Below are 23,715 nucleotides of genomic sequence, written 5' to 3'. Positions count from 1 at the left end.
GATATGCAGGAGTTAAATAAGCTTCTTGGAATTGACTGGACAAAGGGAGTTGTGAAGTTCGAGGAATTAAGAAATTATGCTAGAGGTTCATATACAACACGAAAATAATTAAAAAAGATAGCCAAACTCCTTGTCCCCCAAGGGGTTAGCTATCTTTTGTCTTTTTTAAAGTGATAAACTCGGGATTATACCACAGGCTGTTTTTTCTTTCGTAAACGATGGTGATCCCTGAGTTTATCACTTTATACTCGAAACAGTTCGAAATCTGAAACGAATTTTAATCCAGGAATTGGATTAAAATTTATAGGTAATGAAGCAAGCATCGCTTGCCATCAATCCGATGAAGACAGAACTAGGGATTCGGTGAAGAGGATTAACACATTCAGATTTTGAAGTGTAATGAGTATTTCGTGTTGTATCTGCAGATGAGTCCCGTATCTTCGCTCAATATTTAGGACATAAATTTCATTCGCCATCTCGCACAACTTCCAATAAGACTTCAGCCTTGAAGATAACTCTTGCCCCTACCCTCATCTTTTTTAAAAGATAGGAGTTTCGCCATCCTTTACCAACAAGCTAAATCCGAATATCTTCCACAATGCGCATAAAACGATCCCAGTAACTGGTTTCATGTGAGAGCTCACCTTTATAGGCTTGCACCTTGTCAGGGAAATCTGTAATCATACCATCCAATGGTGTTTGAAGGTAACGAATCATATCCATGTCTTCATTGATGGTCCAAATATAGAGTGGCTTCTTAGCTTCTTTGGCTTCCTCAACCAATTGAGCGGAATAAGAGAATTCCTCAACAGCTAAGAAATCAACCTGATCAATCTGCAAATCACCAAAATTAAAGGGAATCACATAGCCCGTTTGAATTTGTGGTTCCCTATCTTCCAGCTCACGCATGACTTCGTGTTTCAAGGACATCACAGGATAGGTATGTTCCGGATCAAGACGATTGAGCTCTGCTAAAACAAGGTCTACATAATTGTCCGGTTCCGAACCATGCGGTTTTAATTCCACCAAGAGTTTGATCTGATTTTCTTTAGCAACTTGAACAAATTCCTCAAAAGATGGAAGTTTAGCCTTATGCCCATCCTGTTCCAAGGGAAGTCCAACCAGCTCATCATAGGTCATGTCCGCAACTTGTTTATCAAGTCCCGCTAGGCGTTTCAGATTATAGTCATGCATCACCACTAATTTCTGGTCCTTGGTCATCAAAACATCCATTTCAACCAGATCTGCACCGGCTTCCTTAGAAGCCATTATTCCCTCTAGGGAATTTTCAACGGCTTTTTTGATAAAACCTCGATGGGCAATGGTTAATTGATCCTTATTCAAAACCTGGCTGACTAATTGCAGGCCACTGGCTGCCATAAAGACTAGAAAGACTAGAACAACTCCGATATAGAGCAAAAGCTTTCGACTAGTGGCCTGCCCAGTATGAGCTTGCAAAGTCGGTGCGACCCGATTTTGATCCGTAATTTCCCATAAAAGGAAGATTATCAAGGATATCTTTGTTAAAAATGTAAAGAAATGAAGGCTCCACTCGATAATGGTGAGGAAAAAACTTTGTATAAATAGCGATTGCCCCGAGGGATCCATCAGAACCGAAGCCAAAACGGTGGCTAGTACAATAAGAGCGACGATAAAACCAATGGCAAGCTCAACCAAGGACCAGGCTCCCAGAAGGCGCAATTTGCCTGTCTTCGTCATCGACCAAGATTCTTGAATAGCTCGTCGAATGCTGACTTGCTCCAAGGAGATTAGAGGGAGAGTAAAAATAAGGCGTAGGTTAACATAAGCAAACCCTAGAAAAAGAACTGGTAGTAAAAAATTACCCCAAGTCGACTTGGTCAATTCTCCTGTGATAAAAGCTGGAATATAGAGTTTACTGGTTAATGACGGACCAAAACCTAAATTAGCTACCGGAACGAGGGATATCAAATAAAGAACAAAGACGGGTAGGTCCAACCAAGACTGCTTCCGCATGCTAGTCCAGGTACTACGTAAAATGACACGCCAAGAAAAATGCTGCTGTTGATAGGCACCGTAAACCATGAGTGACAAGGCTGTCATCTCGAAAAAGATCAAGCTAGCAGTCATCACTAGGAAAAAGATGAGAGCCAAAAGACTAACTGGATTCAGTAGGATGCTCGAAAGGTTATCCAGTCGCAAACTTTCTTGATCTGCCGAAAAGAGGATAAACCGGAAAGAAAATTCCAATAAATAGGTTCCAACAAGACCAATCAGAATCTGCAAGATTCCGATCCGAATAAAATAAGTCCAAAGATCCGAGCCCAGGTCCCGAAGAACCTGGCCCACATCCCGAAAGATTTTTTTCATGCTATCTCCCTTAAGAAAAAGGCTGGAACACTTGGCTCCAGCCCCATTGTTAGTTATTAAAATAAGATTTTCTCACGTGTTTTTTCGTAAGATTTCACAAAACGATCCGTCACACCAGGTTCAACAGTTTCCAAAGCTTCAGAAATGCGTTGGAAGGAAGCCTGGTAATCAAACTCTTCTTCAAAGATAGAGAGGGCATCTTGGAAGGCTGTCTGAATAGTGTCATCAAAGGACCGGTACCGGTTGGAATATTGCAAGAGTTGTTCGGTCAATGTCGCATTCCCTACAATGGTATAGGTTTCTGCTTCCAATTCAGCCATATCTTGATTGAGAATCTCCAAGAGGCGATTCACAGATTCGACATCCACGCGCTCTTGATCCAACTCATTGAGAAGGTCTTCGGCATTGTGGCTTGCCGTGAAGAAGAGACTTAGGAAGGATTGCGGAATACCTGGTAACTTGCGTTTCTCCATGTATCGCTTGATCGTATGCAACTTGTTAACAGCAATGCTGACTTTTTGACGAGCAGCACTGTCATCTTTTTCGATTTGAGCCAAGCTATCGCCCAATTCCATTTGCACATCTTCAATTTTTTCCAAACGTTCGCGGCTATCTTCCAATTCTTCCAATACTTGAGAGAAGGGAATTTCATCTGCTTGCTGACTCTCGTCTACACGACTCATCACCAATTTTTCCAAGGCGATCAACTCACCTTGTAATTCGTGCATTTGACGAATACCAGATTCCTTCACAATATAATTGACAGACAAACGCTCCGCCTCATCCAAGAGATTCTGGTTATTGGTTTGTGTATGACGAAGGTAATTCGGCAAGCTGTGGACCAACTTGTCGACCTCTTTCTTCGCATCCATTTCTTTGGTAAAGATTGCGTATAATCCTTCGATTTCTTCTTGAATCAGCTCATTTTCAAATTTGGTGTTGTCCAATTCCAGAGCTTTGAGGTTGCTGCCATTCTTTTGCAAGCGAGAATGCAATTGCTGGAATCGAGCCTCAATATCTGTTTCTTCAAAATGATAATCTTCTTCCAGAAGTTTCCGGTAGCCCGTTTCTAAATCATCCAAGTGGTCCGGCAAATCTTTTTCCAACTGCTCAACCAAGGCTGGTACCCCATCCACAATTTGTGTGAGAGCGATGATATAATTCTCAGTCTTATCCAAGACTTCTGCAGCTTCTACAGGGTCACCAGATGAATTGAGTTTCACAAAGCGGCTAAACTCTGCCTCAATCTGCTCCATCTGTGTGCGAATTTCTGGAAGCGCTTGTCCATAATGACTCTCATTCTTGTCAATATTTTCTTGCAACTTCTCAAATAAATCCAAGGCATGGAGCACGCGCCCACTATTTTCAGCCTCTTGTTGCTCCAATTCCAAAACCGCCTGACGAATGGCTTGCACGTCTTCGGAGACCAAATTTAATTGACTCTCCACACTTCCGATGGTTTGGTTAGTCTTAATAAAACGGAAAGAATTGTTGTAAGCCTCGGCCTCGAACAAATCTGTCTCAATTGCTGCAAAGGAATTCAGGGAAATATCCATCCACTTTTGATGCCATTCCCGGAAATTCACCTGACTCTGACCAATCAAATGCATATTCTTGACACGTTCCATATCCTCGTTGACTGGTAAATTAAAGAGCTCGGTTTTTCTTTCTTCTAATTTTGCCAGAAGAGTGTCATTCCTCTTCCGCAGCAAAATGGCCACAATATAGGCCACAATTAATAATACAACGATTACAATGACCAGTATAATCAACCCACTAGACATCCCATACTCCTTACATTTAATACTTGTAAACAAACAAACTTGATTATACCACAGTTTGCCTTGAAAATCCTAGAAATCATAAAAATCTTTAGATGTCCAAGGTTGAATATACCGCATTGGCTTCAATGAACTCTCGTCTAGGCTCAACCCGGTCCCCCATCAGCATATCAAAGACCCGGTCTGCCTCAGCCGCGTCATCAACAGAAACACGCGCCATTAAACGATGATCTGGGTTCATGGTTGTCTCCCACAATTGGTGGTCATCCATTTCCCCAAGCCCCTTGTAGCGTTGAACGGTTGGTTTGGAACGACCCGAACTGTAGCGTTCTAGAGCTGCTTGCAATTCTTGCTCCTGGTTGGGGCCAGGTTGAATATATTCCTTGATTTCACTACCGACTTTAACTCCATAAATTGGCGGTTGCGCAATATAGACATAACCTGCCTCTAGGACCGGACGCATATAGCGGTAAATCAAGGTCAAGAGCAAGGTCCGAATGTGGGCACCATCGACATCGGCATCGGTCATAATCACCAACTTGTGGTAACGAGCCTTGGCTACATCAAAATCATCCGCAAAACCAGTTCCCATGGCCGTAAAGAGCGAACGAATTTCTTCATTAGCCAGAATCTTATCCATACTAGCCTTCTCAACATTGAGGATCTTCCCACGAATCGGTAAGATGGCTTGAAACTCCCGATTCCGACCGGATTTGGCAGAACCACCCGCGGAGTCTCCCTCCACGATAAAGAGTTCTGTTTGAGCCGGATCATTGGAGGAACAGTCTGCCAACTTCCCTGGCAGGTTGGAGATTTCCAAACCAGATTTTTTACGGGTTACTTCACGCGCCCGCTTGGCCGCAATCCGAGCTTTGGAAGCGAGAATTCCCTTCTCGACAATCCGCTTGGCAATCTGCGGATTTTCCAAGAGGAAGGTCGTAAAGGCGTCTGAGAAGAGGCGATTGGTGATCTTCACCACCTCACTATTCCCCAACTTAGTCTTGGTTTGACCTTCAAATTGCGGATTCGGGTGTTTGACCGAGATAACAGCTGTCAAACCTTCTCGCACATCATCACCTGTCAGATTCTCATCTTTTTCCTTTAGAATTTTATTCTTTTTGGCGTAGTCATTAATTACCCGTGTCAAAGCTGTCCGAAAGCCCTGTTCGTGGGTTCCACCTTCATGCGTGTGAATATTATTGGCAAAACTCATAAGGGTTGAATGGAAACCACCCGTGTACTGCATGGCTACCTCAACCGTGATTCCGTCTAGCTCCCCTTCGGTATAAATCGGATCAGCGAATAGAAGGTCCTTATTCTCATTAATGTATTCCACATAAGAGGCAATCCCACCATCGTAATGGTAGTCCTTCCGTTGCTCCATCCCTTCCCGCTTATCTTCCAGAGAGATGGCCAAGCCACGATTCAAGAAAGCCAATTCTTGGATCCGTTTATTGAGTTTGTCAAAATCATAAACAGTTGTTTCAGTAAAAATTTCTGGGTCTGGAGTAAAATGGACCGTTGTTCCAGTTCGATCGGTTTGGTCAATCACTTTCAAGTCCGCTACGACAGCTCCACGCTGGTATTCCTGATAGTAGACTTGTCCATTCTTATAAACCTTCACATCTAGCTGAGTAGACAAGGCGTTTACAACAGAAGAACCAACACCGTGGAGACCTCCGGAAACCTTGTAACCACCGCCGCCGAATTTTCCTCCAGCGTGGAGAACCGTGAAAACAGTCTCAACCGCAGGGCGACCCGTTTTTTCTTGGATATCGACAGGAATTCCCCGACCGTCATCAATCACTGTAATGGAATCATCTGGTTCGATGATGACTTGCACATGTTTTGCAAAGCCCGCCAAGGCTTCGTCGATGGAATTATCAACAATCTCCCAGACCAGATGATGCAAACCTTCCTTGGATGTAGACCCAATGTACATTCCGGGCCTCATCCGCACCGCTTCCAACCCTTCTAGGACTTGAATCTGGCTGGCATCATACTCCTGAGCATTTTTCTTTTTATCTTTGGCGTCAACCATCTGACTCCTCCACTCTTTTTATAAACTCGGCTAACTGAGGGGCACTATCAAAAAGATAGGTTGCCATCCCCGCATTTTGACCTGCAATCATATCCATCGGGCGGTCTCCAATGACCAAGGTGTTCTCCAGATGATACTTGTCTTTCAAATAGAGAAAAGCCTCTGGACTCGGCTTCCGTGCAAAGCCCTGATCAGATGTGACAATTTCGGTGAAATAGGTCAAAATACCTGTTGCTTTTAAAATTTCTATCACTTGTTTGTCTCGATGCGAGACTAAAAAATGTTGAGCCCCAACTGCCTGGAGTTCCTCCAATAATTGGGGGATTCCTGGAAATAAAACAGGCTGGGCAAGTTCTTTGGCTTCTTCCAAGCGGTACTTACGCCGAAAGTCAGGAATACCAGCCGCATAGCGCAAAATCGCCACATCTGTGGCTTCCTTTAAACTGGCATAAATTTCTTCTAGCGCAGCAGTACGTCCTTCATGTTCAAGGGTTCGTAAAAAAGCTTGGCTGGAGGAGACATAATTGTCTAACAAAGTCCCTCCTAGATCCCAAATAAAACTCTCAAATTTCATTCCTTAATTATACCATAATTTAGAGGAGTCAGCCAGCCTAAAAAAGCCCTAGAATGGGATTCTAGGGCTGGTCAGATCACATTTTTTCTTCAAACAAATCGGTGTAGAGCATGGCCTTGCGTAAGTCCTGACTATCGCCTCCTAAAGCATCCACCAAGGCATAGGAGAAAGCCAAGGCTGAGGCTGGACCACGACTGGTAATCACGCGCCCATCCTGAACAACCGTTTCTTTCTGGTAGTGACCCGCTTGGATCTCTTGGTCGAATCCATCATAACTGGTATAGTTTCTATCCTCCAGCAGTCCAGCTCTTTCCAAAGCAATGGGGGCTGCACAGATCGCCGCAACCAAATTTCCTTGAGCTTCTGTTTGAGCCACCCAAGCCATTAGCTCGTCATGATCTCGAAGATTCTTGGCTCCCGGCATGCCGCCCGGTAAAACAACCAAGTCAAAGAGGGGCAGTCCAGGACTCCAGACCTGATCCATCTGCACAGTAATGCCATGGGAACCTGTCATTTGGGTTTGGAGCCCAACCATCTGGCAGTCGAATTCTGCCCGACGTAGAACATCGACTACTGTTAGGGCTTCGATTTCCTCGAACCCGTCCGCAAAGAGTACAGCGATTTTTTTCATATTCGTCTCCTTTATAGGGTTTGTCGTAAGACAACCTTTCTTCTTTTTGGCCGGACACGGCCTTCTTCTTCATCCCGCAAATGATTCTGATAGGCGATGGATAAAATAAGTCCAATCCCAATCAAATTCGAAATGATGGAGGATCCCCCTTGAGAAATGAAGGGAAGGGGGATTCCGGTCAGTGGTAAAATCCCGGTCACAGCTCCGATGTTTTCAAAAATATGAAAGAGAAGCATGAGGATATAGCCGGTTGAGATATAGGTGTAAAAAGGGCTACGTGAACGAATGGTAATCCGAACCATACGCCCAATCAGCAGGAAATACAGCAAGAGCAAGACCAAACCACCTATCAATCCAAAATCCTCCGCAATCACAGTGAAAATCATATCACTCTCACGAACAGGAATCTGCAGATTGGAAACATTGTAGCCCTGACCCGTTAAGCCCCCGCTCCCAATGGCAATCTGACCTTGAGCTTGCTGGAAGGTCGTTGTTTGAGCAAAGTCAAAGGGGTTTAACCAAGCTAAAATCCGATTAATCTGGTAGGTCGGCATCCCTAACTGATGGAGAAAAGCCCGCCCATCCTCCTGCGATAGGAGAGCCACAAATCCACCCGCCAAAACTGTAAAGAAAATAACTACCGGTAAAATGATTTTCCAAGAAACATTGGCAATCAACACCATTCCAGAGAAAATGGCCAAATAAACCATCGCCGTCCCCAGGTCATGTTGCAGCCCTAAGAGAACCAGAACTGGAAGCGTGGCAAGGGTCAAAGCCCCAATGATTTTCACATCAAACCAAAGAGTACGCTCTTCCCCAAGCTGACGTTTATGCAGCCAATCCGTGATTTGAGCTAACATCAGAATGTAGGGGATTTTCATAAATTCTGATGGCTGAAAAAGCGTTACACCATTGATAGACACCCAGTTTTTGGCTCCCGTTGAAGCCACCAAATCAGGATTGTAATAAATCAAGGGTAATACCATCAAGCCAAGCCCTAAGGCATAAAGGATAGGCGTCATTTTCCAGAGAAAGGACTGGGAGAAAAACATTGTAATGAAACCAACCACCAAGCCCAGTAAAATCCATGCTCCCTGCTGCAGCAACATGGTCCAAGCCACCTCTGGATAATCATGACTGAGAGCCACATAGAGAGCTGCCAAACCAATCGCTAATAAGGAAAAAACATAGAGTAAAATCCCGTAGTCAATACGGGCATCTATTTTTAATGGTTCTCTAAACATGGACCTCAACTTTCTTCATATCGTTCAAAAAAATTCGCAATCTCATAAGGAATTAAATCTTGCGGGCGAATCAACAATTCTCCAGCTTTACGAAGCTCCTCCTGCAGGTCCTTACCATAGGCTTTTCGTGCCAGACGACCATCTAAAATGAGAACTGCCGACAGCTGATTCTCTCGCCGTCTGATACGCCCCATAATCTGTTGGAGCCGTTGACCTGCTAATGGAAGAATAAAATCATCAAAAGGCTTGAGCCCCTCCGCCGCAAGAGACTGAGACAACTTATCCACCAGAATATTTTTAGGATTGGCAAAAGGAAGACGAACAATCACTTGAATCACTTGATTTAGTTTTTTCAAGTCCACGCCTTCCCAAAACGAGCCCAAAGCCAACAAGACTTGATGATCCCCTCGTTCAAAACGCTTCCGCAAGACTTGGTTATCTTGCCCTTCTACCTGGGTCAAACAAGGAACTGACAGTGTTTCTGAAACTCGATTTAGTAACTCGCGAGAAGAAAACACCACCATCATCGGATGTCCCATCGGGTACAGGTTTTCAATCCAAGCCCCTACAAAATTGGCATAGGCCGAAAAATTCATCAAGCTAACATCTGGGAACTCCGAACTCGTCAAAACAAGCTGCCTTCCCAACTTAGGACCAGGGAAAGAAGCAACATCCACCTCTTCAACTCCAGCTAAGCGGAGCAAGCTTCTGGCAAGAGACTGGTCCAAACTTGCCGAGATAAGATAGGTATGCCGGCAAACTTCGATGCCTTGTCCCAACTGAAAGTAGTCCCCGCCAACTGCAACAAGCTCCTCCTGATTTTTTCGACCCCGCAAATAGAAATCCACCCCTTCTTCAAAGAAAAAGCGGAAACTATCCGGAAGCCGCTCCAGACCAAGACGGCGGAGAAGACCTTGAATGTTTGCCAAACTCCCCTGCTCCAACTCCAGATAGTTTTTCCCAGCTTGCCGTGCCTTCCAAACCTCCAACTCAACTTGCAGTTCCTGTAAGAATTTCATGCGCTTAGGCTCTTTTTCAGTAGCCACGACATCTTGTAGTTTTTGCGCCAATTCCAAATAGGGGATTTTAAGAGTATTGGCTTCTTCCAAGCCGCGCAAAAGGGACTGCGCTTCATCAAGCACTAAATAAGTATCTGAAAACAAGGCCGGATAAGACTCCAGCAAACTGGGTAAAAAGGCATGGTTGGTCACCAAAATAGGGCAGTCCCCCATTTGTCCTTCCAAGCGACGCCAAAAATCCAAGGTCGGAAACAGGCTCCGTTCCCCAAGTTGTCCTTGGTGACGCAGGTCTTTTAGAATATGTTCCAAGCGATAAGCTTGACCAATCTCATCCAAATCACCGGTCTCAGTCTCAGCCAACCAAACCAAGAGCTGCATCAGAAAACGACCAATAGAGCGTTTGGTCCAATCTGCTTTTTTCAAATAAGCATGGAGGGCATCTAAACTCAGGAAATTCCGAGGACTCTTCACCCCAAGCAATTTCAGACCAAATGTTTGGGACAGAAGTTCACCCTCCTGCTCCAGCAGTTGCTGCATAAGGATCTTCGTTGGAACGGATACCAGCAAGCGCCGACCTTGATTCAAATCTTGAAGCAAACTCAAAAGATAAGCCCACGTTTTCCCACTGCCTACCTCTGCTTGGAGGACAGAAACACCCTTTTGTCCCTTGGTCTCATGAATGTAGTTGGCCAAGGATGCTTGAGCTGGACGAGCTTCTAAACCAATTCGCCGGAAATTCTCCTGCCAATCTCCCAGTGACACCTCACCCCTGGCAGACCGCACAGGCTTCCTTACATACAGCCCATGCTCCAGCAGGATGGCAGAATCAGAGGTTTCCTCCATCTGTCCCAGACAATCTTGGAAAATCAGACCAGTTTCATAGAGCAAGGCATCTGATTTTTTCCACAGTTGCTCCACCAAACCTTTGGGAAGCCCCTGAATTCGCTCCATCAAAACCAAGAGTAACTCTGCCGTTGCCTGGGCATCCGCCAAAGCAGTGTGGGCATTCTCTAAAGGAATCTCCAGTTCCTGACACAAACTCCCCAGAGAGTAATGTTGGAAGCGCGGAAAACAAACTTGAGCCAATTCTACCGTATCCACGCGCGGAGTCCGCAACTCATACCCTTCCCAAAACAAGGCCTCAGCCAATAGATTGGCATCGAAGGTCACATTATGGGCTACGAAAACAGCATCTTCCAATAAATCATAAATCACCCCAGCCACCTGACTAAAAAGCGGTGCCTGTGCTAATTGTTGGTCTGTAATCCCCGTCAACTCAATGATATGCTGATCCAAAACCTCCTGTGGGTTCACATCCGTTTGATAACTCTGTACAATTTCACCATTCTCTAAGAGGACAATCCCCACCTGAATAATCTTGGCCTGATTACCCGGATTGGTGGCTTCAATATCCACGATGGCATACTTCTGATTCATCCTTTTCATAGTGTCTAAATTATATCACATGAAAGACCATCATCCTATCCAAAAAAAGGAAGGTTTGTCGGAGCTTTTACGATGTCCCGACAAATCTTCCTCAGAGTTATAGAATTATTGGATCCTCCACTTGAGATAGGCATCCATGAAGCCATTCAAGTCCCCATCCATAACCTTATCCACCTGGGCTACTTCGTAACCGGTACGGTGGTCTTTCACCATGGTATATGGAGTGAATACATAGGAGCGGATCTGGCTACCCCAGGTTATTTCTTTTTTATCTCCTTTTAGGGCATCGACTTCAGCTGCCTTTTTCTCCTGCTCCAGTTGATAGAGTTTGGCTTGGAGGAGCTTCATTGCTCGGTCTCGGTTCCCGTACTGGGTCCGGTCTACGGTGGACTGGGTTACAATCCCAGTTGGGATGTGGGTTAACCGAACCCCGGTCGATACTTTGTTGACGTTTTGTCCACCGGCCCCTCCAGAACGGAAGGTGTCCATTTTAATTTCATCATCACGAATTTCAATCTCGATGGTGTCGTCCAACTCTGGCATGACCTCTACGGATGTAAAGGAGGTATGGCGGCGTTTGGCAGAATCAAAGGGCGAAATCCGAACAAGGCGGTGAACGCCCATTTCAGACTTGAGCAAGCCATAGGCATTTGGGCCTTCAAAGGACAGGGTCACACTCTTGATGCCAGCCTCATCCCCAGCTTGGTAATCCAAGGTCTCAACCTTAAATCCATTGGCGTTGCCAAAACGGGTGTACATCCGCAGCAGCATATCTCCCCAATCCTGGGCCTCTGTTCCACCCGAACCGGGATGGATTTCCAGAATGGCATTGTTATGGTCATAAGGCTCGGACAGAAGCAAGGTCATCTCATATTGCGTCATCCGTTGCTCTAAATCTGCCATTTTCTCTAGCAACTCTTCCTGAAGACTCTCATCCTCGCTCAACCATTCAAAGAGCAATTCGGACTCGTCCGCCAACTCTTCCATCTGATGGAAATTTTCATAGGTTTGTTTACGCTCATTCAATTCTTGAGACACCTTCTGCGCCGCCTGATTGTCATTCCAGAAATCAGGATGAGTCATCTGGTGCTCCAATTGCGCAATCTCTTCCTCTAAAGCCTCTAAGTCAAAGAGACCCCCTAAAAGATGTTATTTTTTCACGGTTGGCAGCCAAACGCTGCCGAATTTCTGCATTGTCCATTGTGCATCCTCCTCTAGATTCTTCATCCTATTTTAACGTAAAGACGCCTTTAGGTCAAAGGCCTTATAGGCCTGATCCAACTCATCCAGTAAGGCTAGCTTGTCCCCTTCCGGCAAAAAGGCTGCCTGGGCACTATCACGGGTAATCTGGTAAACATCCCCAACCGTCAAGGAACCCACTTGGGTATCTAAGATGCCAAATTCTTGGGTCAAACTGCTAGAGGATACCGTCCGGTTATCGGTATTGATGCTAACGGCCAGACCCGTTTCTCGGAAGATCCCAAAGGGATAGGTTTCCCAAGATACAGAAGCTCCCGTCTGCAAATTGGAAATCGGGCACATCTCCAGCAAGATTCCTGCCGACTTCAAATCCTCCGCCTGTGACAAATCCTTGATCAAGGCAATCCCGTGGCCAATGCGTCTTGCCCCATAATCCACAGCCCACAGAACATTATCGAGATTTCCTGTTTCTCCTGCATGAGCTGTAAAAGGAATACCCGCAGCTCGGGCTTCTAGGAATAACTCTTTAAAAAGGGGCATCGGGTACTTACTTTCATCACCAGCCACATCCAAGGCTACAATACCTTGACCCAGATATTTCTCCGCCAAGCCCAGAACTTGACGATTCACATCCTCAGACCGACCTCGCATCATACAGAGAATCAAGCCCAGACGAATAGGATAAACCGCCTGCGCTAGTTTAACTCCCTCAATAGCCGCTTGCACCACTTGCTCCATACTGAAATCAGCTGTCTGAATAAAATCGGGCGAAAAACGGATTTCCAAATAACGAACGCCTTCTGCAGCAGCCTGCTTCGCCACACTCAACACCGCAATCATCATGGCTTTTTCAGATGCCAAGACTTTGGTGGTCACAGGGAAACACCGTAAATACTCCGTTAGGTTCAAGCAAGTAGCTGGCGCTACCGCCTCCTTCAAAAGGTCTTCCTCGGTTTTAGTAAGACCTTCTAGTTGGTAAAGCTGGCTTAAAGCATGTAGATCAACAGATCCATCTAAATGACAATGGAGTTCCACTTTGGGCAGATTCAATAAGGTTTCCATGATTCATCCTCTCAGGTAGATTTTTCCTATCATACGATATTTCTGATTTTTCGTCAACGATGTTTCTAAAATTTTCACCCAAAAGAACAGAAATCCCACACTTTCTACTTTCAATGAACTTAAAAGATTCGTAGTTTTAAGAATGAATCAAATACAATCATCGTTTGAAATCTAGTATGCAAACGACATAAGGAAACCAAACTCTAGTAATCACTCACTAACGCTCTCCTCATTCATGAGCCAATCTACAATGTAATCAACCTGAATCCCATCAATCTCATTCACTCCTTCATACCTCCCCGTTATCAAGGTTTTCTTGAAGTTGTCTTTAAGTAACAACAAATTATCTGTTTCATGATTATTTTCTGGGATTTGGTAGGCAACTTGATAGTATTCAACCACCTCACCTTTCTTGGCAATAAAATCTATCTCTTTATCATCTAATCTCACAACGTTGACCTTATAGCCTCTTCTTAGTAACTCCACAAAAACAATATTCTCCAATCGATTCCCTTGATTACTATTGCTAAAACTGACAGCGTGGTTTCTTAACCCATTATCAACCATAAAGTATTTTGCATTGTTCCTTAAAAGAGCCTTTCCTCTAATATCGTAAGACTTTGTTTCATAAAATAGAAATGCGTCTCTTAATAGTTCCAGATACCGGACCATTGTATGGTTCGAAACTTCGATTTTTTCATTTTTTAATACATTAACAATTTTACTAGGGTTAACGAGTTGGCCAACATTATCCGCTAAATACGAAACGATATTTTTAAGCACCTGAGTATCTCTGATTCTTCCCCTTGTTGCAATATCATTTAATAAAATAGAATCATATATCCCAGAGAGGATACTCTCTTTTAAGTATTCATTCGATAAGACAACACCTGGAAATCCACCATACTTTTCATACTCTCTATAGGCAATATCAACCTCTCTCGATTTTTCATCAATCCCTTTCACAGCTAGAAATTCTTTGAAGGAAAAAGGATAGACTTCAATCTCTACATATCTGCCACTCAGTAAGGTAGCCAACTCTCCAGATAATAACTTGGCATTGGAGCCTGTTATCGTAATATCACAATTATAACTAACCCGCAATCCATTGATAACCCTTTGCCATCCCTCAACAAATTGAATTTCATCCACCAATACATAAAATGGATCATTATTTTTAGGGATTGCATTCAAAATAGTCTCTCTAAACTCCTCTGCTGTAGTGATTAATTGATTTTCAAAACTTTCTAAATTTAGATAGATGATGTTCTCTTCCTTAATCCCTGACTCTAATAAATAATCTTTATACTGCATAAGTAGGACCGATTTCCCACACCGTCTAACCCCAGTTATAACTTTAATAAAATCAGTATCTTTTAAATCCAGCACTTTTTTTAAATAAAACAATCTCTGATACATTTTCATCCCCCTTAATCGGAAGTATACTTCCAATTATACCTGTTTTCTGTGTTTTTTGGAAGTATACTTCCGATTTCTGTCCATTCTTAGACTTTTTGGAAATATACTTCCAATTTTTAACTAGTATTTCAGGAAGTCTAGCAAATAGTCTGAGATTCTAGTTGAAAAATTACAAAAAGCAGTGAGCAGACCCTGTCTCAAGGAACTGACCACTGCTTTCTTCGTTCAAATTTTCTTAAATAGCGTTTTTATCCAGACCCATCCGGCGTTGGATCCATTTCACCACTTCAACAATCACCAACATGAGAACACTTCCAATAAGGACAACAGACCATTGTTCCAAGTTCAGTTCTGTTACGTGGAAGATTTTTTCCAAAGGCTTCACAACAATTGTAGCTGCCAGTAGCACGAAGGAAACAACAATGGACCAGTTAAAGGTTTTAGACTTAAATGGTCCAACCGTAAAGATGGATTGGTAAACAGATTTAACGTTAAAGGCATGTACCAATTGGATCAAACCAAGGGTCGCAAAGGCCATGGTCAAGGCATCGGCGTGAATCGCTTCATATCCAGAATGTACTGGATTTTGAATGGCATACCAGTAAACCGCCAAGACGAGGAGTCCTTGAAGAATACCTTGGTAGATAATGGAGCTGAGTACCCCACCAGAGAAGAAGCTGGAATTACGGCCACGAGGCTTGTGCTGCATGACACCTGGTTCTGCCGGCTCAACCCCAAGGGCAATTGCTGGGAAGGTATCAGTAACCAAGTTAATCCACAAGAGGTGAACGGGTTCCAAAACATCCCATCCAAAGAGGGTTGCCAAGAAGATGGTCAAGACCTCAGCCGTATTGGCAGAAAGGAGATATTGAATGGTTTTCTGGATATTGGAGAAAACCTTCCGACCTTCTTCAACCGCCACGATAATGGTTGCGAAGTTATCATCCGCAAGAACCATGTCAGATGCTCCTTTAGAAACCTCTGTACCAGTAATCCCCATTCCGATACCGATATCGGCTGTTTTAAGGGCTGGCGCATCGTTGACCCCATCCCCTGTCATGGCTACAACCTTACCTTGGTTTTGCCATGCTTTCACAATCCGCACCTTGTGCTCAGGTGAGACACGCGCATAAACCGAATACTGACCAACAACTTTTTCAAATTCTTCATCAGACATCTCATTCAGTTCAGCCCCTGTTAAAACATGATCTTCTGTATCTGCAGGATCGATGATGCCCAAACGTTTCGCAATCGCTTCTGCTGTATCTTGATGGTCTCCGGTAATCATGATTGGACGGATTCCAGCTTCTTTCGCTACACGCACAGCTTCTGCTGCTTCAGCCCGTTCTGGATCAATCATTCCAATCAAGCCAGTGAAGATCAAGTCATTTTCAAGGTTCGCAGAAGTCAACTCTTCTGGAACGGCATCGATGATTTTATAGGCACCTGCCAGAACCCGTAAGGCTTCTTTAGCCATGGCCGAGTTGTTTTGGGCAATTAATTGACTGGTTGCTTCATCAATTGGAGCAATTTTCCCAGCCTTGTCACGGCTGACACAACGTTTAAGCAATTGGTCAGGAGCTCCTTTGACCGCTACAAGGAAGCGTCCATCTTCCAGAGGATGAACGGTAGACATGAGTTTCCGATCGGAATCAAATGGCAACTCAGCTACCCGTGGGAATTTTTCCAAGTAAGCTGTTACGTCAAAGCCCTTGTCTAAGGCATATTGAATAAAGGCTGTTTCAGTTGGATCTCCGATAAGATTTCCATCCGCGTCAATCTTAGTATCATTGGCTAAGACAACCGAACGAAGAACTGGTAAATCTAATCCAAGCGCAAGCTCATCTTTAGAGTCATGCAATTCGCCGTCGTAGAAGACTTTTTCAACCGTCATCTTGTTCATGGTCAAGGTACCGGTCTTATCACTGGCAATGATCTCAGTTGAACCAAGGGTTTCAACCGCTGGCAAATTCCGAACAATAGCATTCCGTTTGGCCAAAACTTGCGTTCCAAGTGCCAAGACAATCGTTACGATGGCTGGCAAACCTTCTGGAATAGCCGCAACGGCCAAGGCTACTGCTGTCATTAATCCTTCCAACCAAGGTTGACCACGGAAGACGACACCAACCAGGAAGGTTATTGCTGCAATTCCCAAGATCGCAAAGGTCAAGAACTTAGACAACTGGTTGAGGTTTTCTTTCAACGGTGTTGCAGTCTCGTCTGCATTTTGCAACATGCCGGCGATGTGACCTACTTCAGTGTACATACCGGTATTGACAACAACCCCGGTACCCCGTCCATAAGTTACATTGGAGTTTTGGAAGGCCATATTGACCCGATCTCCGATACCTGCATCTTCTGCTAGGCTTACTGACAAGTCCTTTTCAACTGGGACAGACTCCCCTGTCAGAGCCGCCTCTTCAATTTTTAACGAATTGGCCTCTAAAAGGCGCATATCTGCAGGCACCACATCCCCTGCTTCAAGCAGAACGATATCTCCTGGCACTAATTCCTTAGAAGAAATCTCCGTTACATTACCGTCACGTAAAACACGCGCCGCAGGGGTTGACATGTTTTTAAGAGCTTCAATTGCTTCTTCAGCTTTCCCTTCTTGGTAAACCCCAAACATGGCATTAATGACAACTACGGCTAAAATAATAAGGGCATCCGCAATGTCGTGCCCACCAGAAGTAATCACGGACAAGGCCGCCGCGATCAAAAGGATGATAATCATCAAATCCTTAAACTGCTCTAGGAATTTCTGCAGCAAGGTCTTCTTCTGGCCCTCATCCAACTCATTGGCACCAAATTGTTCCAAACGCTCTTTGGCTTGAGCGCTTGTCAATCCCTCCTGCTTGGAATCAACCAAACTCAAGGTTTCTTCGGGGCTCTTAGTAAAAAAAGCAACTTTTTGTTGTTCTTTTGACAAAACTCTCCTCTTTCTAGTCCCTTTTTGGCAAACAAAAAGAGACTTGTTTTATTGAACAAGTCTCGCTATTTCATCCAAGGCCGGAAATGAATTTCGGATTGACGACCTTGACACGGTTGGAACCGTTAGCTACTCCCTTGATTTCTATAGTATTTTATCAAATGAAAAGAAGAATGGCAAGGCTCATGCAGAAAAAGTCTTTGGACAAAAGGGCTATTCCCCCTCATCCGTCCAAGTCAAACGAAAGTCATACTCAGCAAAAACAGATTCCCCGTCAGCTGATAAAAGCTGATAGCACATGATCAAGGTCTGGGCTGATATATCCAGTTGCATCGAATCCGTTTGGCTAATAAATTGTTGCAGGCCCATCGGCGTGTGCACCCCTACTGGTACCTGCTTCTGATCCACAAATCGCATAATGGACTGGGGGGTGCTAAAACGGGTCATGACCAGCTCATCCTCTTTAAACTTGAGCACCACCTTCTCCCCCTCTTCATTTTTATATAGAAAATAGGTAAAATCTCCTTTTTGGCGTTGCTCGGCCTCATAGGCTTGATGGACCACTTCCTTTTGGTCACCAACCTGAATATAATTGGTAATTTCAATCTTCACGGTAAAACTCCTCGATGGTTTGACGAATGTTATCGACACTTGGTCGAACTTGGCTTTCCAAACTTTGGGCCGCAGGGATGGGGCTGAACAGGCTAGTCAGACGTTTCAGACGTCCTCGATAGCCCAGTTCCACTAAAGAGGCCATGATTTCTGCAGCTACTCCAAAATCTCCATAACTCTCGGTTACAACTAGTGTCTTGTCTGTTTTCATAGCCGCTTCCAACAAGCCGTGGCGATCTAGCGGACTAACTGTTACAGGATCCACCAGGGTCACCTGATAAGGCAGCCCCTCAAGGGCTTCCTGAACTAGTGGAAGCATGGCTCCAAGGGCGATAATCGTTAGATCATTTCCTTCTTGTAATACCTTCACCTTGCCCAAGTCTACTTCATAAGGCTCTTCGGGAACATTTCCTACTGTCCTATAAAGCGATTTGGGTTCCAAAACCAAGACAGGGTCTGGACTGGCCACAGCCGCCATCAGCAGGCCTTTGGCATCATAGGGATTGCTGGGTATGACAACGTGCAAGCCCGGAACATGGGCAAACCAAGCTTCCAAACTTTGGGAATGTTGGGTGCCAGCTCCAGTCCCTCCCCCTGAGGCCGCCCGAATCACCACGGGAGCTGTCATGGTCCCACAAGATGTATAGGCAATTTTGGCAATTTGATTGACGAGTGGGTCCATCGCAACCGTCAAGAAATCCGAAAACTGAATTTCCATAATCGGACGTTTTCCTAAAATGGCCGACCCCATGGCTACCCCTGTCATGGCTGCTTCCGAAATGGGCGTTTCCAAAACACGGTCTGGGAATTTTTCAATCAATCCCTTGGTTGCTCCAAATCCACCACCGTATACACCCACATCTTCTCCCAAAACAAAGGCTCGTGAATCCCTCTCGAGGATTTGTTCTTGAGCCTCTCGGATGGCTTCCAAAAAACTGAGCTGTCTTCCCTTATTCATTTTCGACCTCACACCCCGCTGCAGGACTGGCATAAGCCTCTGCAGCTTCCTCCATTAAAGTTTGATAAATGCGTTCTTCCATAAAAGCGAGTTCATCTTGAGTCCGGTAGCCTTCAGTTAGAATGAAGTCGCGTAAAGCCGCAATTGGATCTTGGTAGTTTAAGTACTCATCCTTGGTGCGATAGTCTTCTTTATCCGACCGAGAATGGCCTCTGAACCGATAGGTTGTCACCTCCATGAGGACAGGTCCATCTTTAAGAACTTGACGCACCTGTAAAAAGGCCTCTGCAACCGTAAAAATATCCTGTCCATTGATCTTGAGGCTCTTCATCTCATAATTCTGTCCCCGGCTAACAATGTCTCCAGCAGTCATATGATCCGTATAGGAAGACATGGCGTACTGATTGTTTTCAATAATGAAGAGTATCGGTAACTTCCAGACGCTTGCCAAATTCAGGCTTTCATGGAAAGTTCCTTGGTTAGTCGCCCCATCCCCTGAAAAACAGAGGACCACCTGATTCTTCTGATCCATCTGAAGTGCCTTGGCCAAACCAAGCGCAATGGGGAAGTTTCCACCAACAATGCCATTTCCCCCAATAAACCCCTTGGAAAAATCAGAAATCTGCATGGAGCCTGCCCGCCCCCGGTTGATCCCTGATTCCCGACCAAAAATCTCTGCAAACATGGCCTTCGTTGATAATCCCTTAGCAATGGCATGACCATGATTACGGTGTGTCGACAGGGCATAATCTCCTCGATCAGCCAAGGTCAAGATAGCTGTTGCAATAGCCTCTTCCCCATTGTATAAATGGGTAGTCCCATAGATTTTCCCTTGATTGTTGTAGTCATCGAGGATATTTTCAAATTGACGAATCTTAACCATTGTTTCATACCACGAAAGAATGGTCTCTTTTGCCCATTTCATTGACAGATCATCCCCTTTTTGATTTTTCATATCCCCATTTTATCAAAATAAGTATGGTTTCCCAAATCGAGATACTTTGGACTGTTGATAGATTCCTAAGAGCAATCAACTCCTCACACAGTTTTCAAAAGATGCTTACCTTTACATCAAGCGGAAATAGTGGAATCGCTGATTTTATGGTAAAATGTTGCTATGATTGAAAAGGTTTTTCGGGATCCTGTTCACAACTATGTTCATGTGAACGACCCTATTATTTACCAATTAATTAACAGCAGGGAATTTCAACGGCTACGTCGGATTAAACAACTGGGGACGTCCAGTTTTACCTTTCACGGAGGAGAACATAGCCGTTTTTCACACTGTCTTGGAGCTTATGAGTTAGCACGTCAAGTCACGCAAAATTTTACGGAATCCTATCCGGATATCTGGAATCCAGGGGAAAACCTCTTAACCATGACAGCTGCCTTGCTTCATGATGTCGGACATGGTGCCTATTCTCATACGTTCGAAGGGCTCTTCCATACCGACCATGAGCTAATGACGCAACGCATTATCCTGGATCCAAACAGTCAGGTTCACCAGATACTTCTTCAGGTAGCCCCTGATTTTCCGGAGAAAGTGGCCAGTGTTATTGATCATACTTATCCAAACAAGCAGGTGGTCCAGCTCATTTCCAGTCAAATTGATGTCGATCGGATGGATTATCTTTTACGGGATTCCTATTTCACTGGCACTCACTATGGAGAATTTGATTTAACGCGGATTCTCCGCGTCATGGAGCCGGTGTCCAATGGTATCGCCTTTCGTCGGAATGGCCTTCATGCAGTGGAGGACTATATTGTCAGCCGCTTCCAGATGTATATGCAGATTTACTTCCATCCTGCCACACGCGCTATGGAAGTCCTGCTCCACAAACTCTTGGAGCGAGCTCGGAAGATTTTCCCGGAATATCGGGATTACTTTGCTTACTCTTCCCCTCGCCTCCTCCCTTTCTTTCAGGAAGAAGTTAGTTTGGAGGATTATTTGGCACTAGATGATGGTGTTTTGTCCACCTATTTCCAATCCTGGATGACCAGTCCCGATAAGATTCTTTCAGACTTGGCCCAGCGTGTCATTAACCGTCGTGTTTTCAAGTCCATTCTTTTTGAAAAAGAGGATGAAGAGCATCTCCAAGTACTTCGTGACTTGGTTCAAGAGGTTGGATTTGATCCCCTTTATTACACCGCTATCCATCGTAATTTCGATTTGCCTTACGATATCTACCGTCCTGATGAAGGCCGGTCTAAGACTCAAATTGAAATCCTGCAAAAAGACGGTAGCTTGAGAGAACTGTCTAGCCTATCCCCTTTGGTTCAGGCTTTGACCGGTACCCGCTACGGAGACCATCGCTTTTATTTCCCTAAGGAAATGATGGGCGAGAATGATCTCTTTTCCTTTCAAGGAAAAACCTTCCAATCCTACATTCAAAACGATAGCTTTATTTATGGAGAACCTAAAGAATGAGTATCAAATTAGTGGCCGTTGATATCGACGGAACCTTAATCACACCCGATAAAAAAATCACAAAAGAAGTCAAAGAAGCCGTCCTTGAGGCGAGTCAGGCCGGAGTTCAAGTGGTCATTGCCACTGGCCGTCCTGTTGCTGGGGTTCACCACCTACTTGAAGAACTGGAGCTCAACAAACCTGGACACTATGTCATCACCTTCAATGGCGCGCTCGTACAAGACGCAGCGACTGGCCAAGAGCTGGTCAAAGACATCCTAACCTATCAAGACTATCTGGACATCGAGTACTACTCCCGCCTTCTTGGCGTTCACATGCACGCCATCACCAAGCAAGGGATTTTCACTGCCAACCGCAACATCGGCAAATACACCGTCCATGAATCCCAGTTGGTCAACATGCCCATCTTCTACCGAACACCAGAAGAAATGGAGGGCAAGGAAATCATCAAAACCATGTATATTGATGAACCGGAAGTACTCGATGCTGCCATTGCCAAGTTGCCAGCGGAATTCTACGACCGCTTCACCATCGTTAAATCCACTCCTTTTTATTTAGAAATTCTTAAAAAAAGCGCCAATAAAGGGAGGGCCATCCAACAATTGGCTCAAGAGCTAGGGTTAACAATGGACCAAACCATGGCCATCGGGGACGAGGAAAATGACCTCGCCATGCTAGAAGTCGTCGGCCACTCCGTCGTCATGGAAAACGGCAATCCCAACGTCAAAAAAATCGCCAAACACATCACCAAATCCAATCAAGAATCCGGCGTTGCCTACGCCATTAGAAAGTGGGTATTGGACTAATGTATACCTATAAAATTAATTCTGATCTCCAAGAATATGATCAGTTTGTCAGCCAGCACCCCCAGGCCAACCTACTTCAAAGTAGTTCGTGGGCCATTATTAAAGACAACTGGAAAAGTGAACGGCTGATTTTCCTAGATCAAAATGAAACACTTGTGGCTTCTGCACTCATCTTAATTCGACCACTACCACTTGGACTCACCATGCTCTATGTCCCGCGTGGCCCAATTATGGATTACCAAAATCAAAACTTGGTGACCTTCGTCATGAAAACGCTCAAAAAACGAGCAAAAGAACACAAAGCTATTTTTGCCAAAATAGACCCTAGCCTCTTCCTCAGTAAGACGCTTCCCGATGGGAGCTTGGAGACTGACCCACTCACTCAAACAGCTATTGAGCATCTTGAAACAGCTGGTGCAAAATGGACTGGCCCAACCCAAGATCTAAGCGATACAATCCAACCCCGCTTTCATGCAAATATCTACAACGGCTACTTCGGCGAAGAACGCTTAGCAAAACGTACCCGGCAGAATATCCGTACTGCTCGCAACAAGGGATTGGAAATTGTATTTGGAGGTGAAGAATTACTAGATGCCTTCTCCGACCTCATGAAGCGAACAGAAGATCGGAAAAATATTTCTTTACGAGGGAAAGACTACTACCAGAAACTTCTCACAACGTATGGTAATGACGCCTTCATCACGATAGCTCAATTGAATCTTGTAGAACGTAAAAAACGCTTAGAAAAAGAACTACACAAAAAACAAGAAGAAGCAAAAAAATTTGACAACAATAACCAGTCCAACAAATCGCTACAAAACCAAGATGACCAAAAACGACTCCAATCTGAACTTGATTTTCTAACACAAATGCAAGAAATCCACGGAGATCTCGTCGCAATTTCAGGAACCCTCACCCTTGAGTTTGGCCCAACCGCAGAAAATATTTATGCTGGCATGAACGATGACTTCGCACGCTACCAAGCACCTTTATTAACTTGGTATGAGACTGCCCTACACAGTTTCAATCGTGGGAAAAAGTGGCATAACATGGGGGGAGTAGAAAACAGTCTTGACGGTGGCCTTTATAACTTTAAGAAAAATCTTTCTCCTGTCATCGAAGAATTTGTTGGAGAATTTGATCTACCTACTAGCACGCTTTATCCACTTGCAAACTTAGCACTTAAACTTCGAAAAAAATTAAGGAAGTAAAATTT

17 protein-coding genes are annotated in these 23,715 nt (G+C 44.6%); 3 read left to right on the top strand and 14 right to left on the bottom strand.

Features of this window, described 5'->3' with window-relative positions:
- Positions 1–576: 576 nt before the first annotated feature.
- The 14 genes from JEQ21_RS03375 to JEQ21_RS03310 form a co-directional block, all read right to left on the bottom strand.
- Positions 577–2,349 carry a glycerophosphoryl diester phosphodiesterase membrane domain-containing protein gene (locus JEQ21_RS03375; RefSeq protein WP_199363956.1) on the bottom strand — a complete coding sequence of 591 codons (1,773 nt, stop codon included), beginning with the start codon at positions 2,347–2,349 and terminating at the stop codon, positions 577–579.
- A gap of 56 nt (positions 2,350–2,405) precedes the next feature.
- Positions 2,406–4,133, bottom strand: coding sequence for a septation ring formation regulator EzrA (gene ezrA / locus JEQ21_RS03370; protein WP_199363955.1), 1,728 nt, complete (start codon positions 4,131–4,133; stop codon positions 2,406–2,408).
- 88 nt (positions 4,134–4,221) lie between these two features.
- A complete protein-coding gene (gyrB, locus tag JEQ21_RS03365) occupies positions 4,222–6,171 on the bottom strand; it encodes a DNA topoisomerase (ATP-hydrolyzing) subunit B (protein WP_196091978.1) in 1,950 nt (649 codons plus the stop codon).
- On the bottom strand, positions 6,164–6,745 hold the full coding sequence (locus JEQ21_RS03360; RefSeq protein ID WP_196091977.1) for an HAD-IA family hydrolase: 582 nt from the start codon (positions 6,743–6,745) through the stop codon (positions 6,164–6,166). Before JEQ21_RS03360 ends, gyrB begins: the two co-directional genes overlap by 8 nt.
- Positions 6,746–6,821: 76 nt before the next feature.
- On the bottom strand, positions 6,822–7,376 hold the full coding sequence (locus JEQ21_RS03355) for a DJ-1 family glyoxalase III (protein WP_199363954.1): 555 nt from the start codon (positions 7,374–7,376) through the stop codon (positions 6,822–6,824).
- 11 nt (positions 7,377–7,387) lie between these two features.
- Positions 7,388–8,620, bottom strand: coding sequence for an FtsW/RodA/SpoVE family cell cycle protein (locus JEQ21_RS03350; protein WP_199363953.1), 1,233 nt, complete (start codon positions 8,618–8,620; stop codon positions 7,388–7,390).
- Between the two features lie 5 nt (positions 8,621–8,625).
- Positions 8,626–11,076: a helicase C-terminal domain-containing protein gene (locus JEQ21_RS03345; protein WP_199363952.1), complete on the bottom strand. Its 2,451-nt coding sequence runs from the start codon at positions 11,074–11,076 to the stop codon at positions 8,626–8,628.
- Positions 11,077–11,190: 114 nt separating this feature from the next.
- Positions 11,191–12,286, bottom strand: a protein-coding gene (gene prfB / locus JEQ21_RS03340) for a peptide chain release factor 2 (RefSeq protein ID WP_199363951.1) whose coding sequence is annotated in 2 segments (ribosomal slippage) — positions 11,191–12,213 and positions 12,215–12,286 — 1,095 coding nt in all. Because the reading frame shifts where the segments join, the coding sequence is not laid out codon by codon here.
- 32 nt (positions 12,287–12,318) lie between these two features.
- Positions 12,319–13,347 carry an adenosine deaminase gene (add, locus tag JEQ21_RS03335; protein WP_199363950.1) on the bottom strand — a complete coding sequence of 343 codons (1,029 nt, stop codon included), beginning with the start codon at positions 13,345–13,347 and terminating at the stop codon, positions 12,319–12,321.
- A 210-nt stretch (positions 13,348–13,557) separates the two neighbouring features.
- Positions 13,558–14,766: an ATP-binding protein gene (locus tag JEQ21_RS03330; RefSeq protein ID WP_199363949.1), complete on the bottom strand. Its 1,209-nt coding sequence runs from the start codon at positions 14,764–14,766 to the stop codon at positions 13,558–13,560.
- 235 nt (positions 14,767–15,001) lie between these two features.
- Positions 15,002–17,695, bottom strand: coding sequence for a cation-translocating P-type ATPase (locus JEQ21_RS03325; protein ID WP_199363948.1), 2,694 nt, complete (start codon positions 17,693–17,695; stop codon positions 15,002–15,004).
- A 213-nt stretch (positions 17,696–17,908) separates the two neighbouring features.
- Positions 17,909–18,307 carry a DUF1934 domain-containing protein gene (locus JEQ21_RS03320; RefSeq protein ID WP_196091969.1) on the bottom strand — a complete coding sequence of 133 codons (399 nt, stop codon included), beginning with the start codon at positions 18,305–18,307 and terminating at the stop codon, positions 17,909–17,911.
- Positions 18,297–19,265 (bottom strand): alpha-ketoacid dehydrogenase subunit beta, encoded by a 969-nt coding sequence (locus tag JEQ21_RS03315; RefSeq protein ID WP_199363947.1) that lies wholly within the window; start codon positions 19,263–19,265, stop codon positions 18,297–18,299. The genes JEQ21_RS03320 and JEQ21_RS03315 overlap by 11 nt, the downstream gene beginning before the upstream one ends.
- Positions 19,258–20,190 carry a thiamine pyrophosphate-dependent dehydrogenase E1 component subunit alpha gene (locus JEQ21_RS03310; RefSeq protein ID WP_199363946.1) on the bottom strand — a complete coding sequence of 311 codons (933 nt, stop codon included), beginning with the start codon at positions 20,188–20,190 and terminating at the stop codon, positions 19,258–19,260. Before JEQ21_RS03310 ends, JEQ21_RS03315 begins: the two co-directional genes overlap by 8 nt.
- Positions 20,191–20,382: 192 nt before the next feature.
- Here JEQ21_RS03310 and JEQ21_RS03305 point away from each other — a divergent pair, with 192 nt between their 5' ends.
- From JEQ21_RS03305 to JEQ21_RS09880, 3 genes are read left to right on the top strand one after another with little or no spacing between them, the layout of a single operon-like run.
- Complete coding sequence (locus JEQ21_RS03305; protein ID WP_196966903.1) at positions 20,383–21,693, top strand: HD domain-containing protein; 1,311 nt, start codon at positions 20,383–20,385, stop codon at positions 21,691–21,693.
- On the top strand, positions 21,690–22,499 hold the full coding sequence (gene yidA, locus JEQ21_RS03300) for a sugar-phosphatase (RefSeq protein WP_199363945.1): 810 nt from the start codon (positions 21,690–21,692) through the stop codon (positions 22,497–22,499). The genes JEQ21_RS03305 and yidA overlap by 4 nt, the downstream gene beginning before the upstream one ends.
- The gene (locus tag JEQ21_RS09880; protein ID WP_233340725.1) at positions 22,499–23,710 is read left to right on the top strand and encodes an aminoacyltransferase; all 1,212 of its coding nucleotides are present in this window, start codon (positions 22,499–22,501) and stop codon (positions 23,708–23,710) included. Before yidA ends, JEQ21_RS09880 begins: the two co-directional genes overlap by 1 nt.
- Positions 23,711–23,715: the final 5 nt, after the last annotated feature.

Source organism: Streptococcus sp. 121 (assembly GCF_016458205.1).
GTDB lineage: Bacteria > Bacillota > Bacilli > Lactobacillales > Streptococcaceae > Streptococcus.
This window is presented reverse-complemented; position numbering and strand designations above follow the sequence as displayed.

Bases quoted from the DNA above. Each gene is read 5' to 3' on its own strand.
- JEQ21_RS03375 (WP_199363956.1), bottom strand. From the start codon at position 2,349: ATGAAAAAAATCTTTCGGGATGTGGGCCAGGTTCTTCGGGACCTGGGC.
- ezrA (WP_199363955.1), bottom strand. From the start codon at position 4,133: ATGTCTAGTGGGTTGATTATACTGGTCATTGTAATCGTTGTATTATTA.
- gyrB (WP_196091978.1), bottom strand. From the start codon at position 6,171: ATGGTTGACGCCAAAGATAAAAAGAAAAATGCTCAGGAGTATGATGCC.
- JEQ21_RS03360 (WP_196091977.1), bottom strand. From the start codon at position 6,745: ATGAAATTTGAGAGTTTTATTTGGGATCTAGGAGGGACTTTGTTAGAC.
- JEQ21_RS03355 (WP_199363954.1), bottom strand. From the start codon at position 7,376: ATGAAAAAAATCGCTGTACTCTTTGCGGACGGGTTCGAGGAAATCGAA.
- JEQ21_RS03350 (WP_199363953.1), bottom strand. From the start codon at position 8,620: ATGTTTAGAGAACCATTAAAAATAGATGCCCGTATTGACTACGGGATT.
- JEQ21_RS03345 (WP_199363952.1), bottom strand. From the start codon at position 11,076: ATGAATCAGAAGTATGCCATCGTGGATATTGAAGCCACCAATCCGGGT.
- add (WP_199363950.1), bottom strand. From the start codon at position 13,347: ATGGAAACCTTATTGAATCTGCCCAAAGTGGAACTCCATTGTCATTTA.
- JEQ21_RS03330 (WP_199363949.1), bottom strand. From the start codon at position 14,766: ATGTATCAGAGATTGTTTTATTTAAAAAAAGTGCTGGATTTAAAAGAT.
- JEQ21_RS03315 (WP_199363947.1), bottom strand. From the start codon at position 19,265: ATGAATAAGGGAAGACAGCTCAGTTTTTTGGAAGCCATCCGAGAGGCT.
- JEQ21_RS03310 (WP_199363946.1), bottom strand. From the start codon at position 20,190: ATGAAATGGGCAAAAGAGACCATTCTTTCGTGGTATGAAACAATGGTT.
- JEQ21_RS03305 (WP_196966903.1), top strand. From the start codon at position 20,383: ATGATTGAAAAGGTTTTTCGGGATCCTGTTCACAACTATGTTCATGTG.
- yidA (WP_199363945.1), top strand. From the start codon at position 21,690: ATGAGTATCAAATTAGTGGCCGTTGATATCGACGGAACCTTAATCACA.
- JEQ21_RS09880 (WP_233340725.1), top strand. From the start codon at position 22,499: ATGTATACCTATAAAATTAATTCTGATCTCCAAGAATATGATCAGTTT.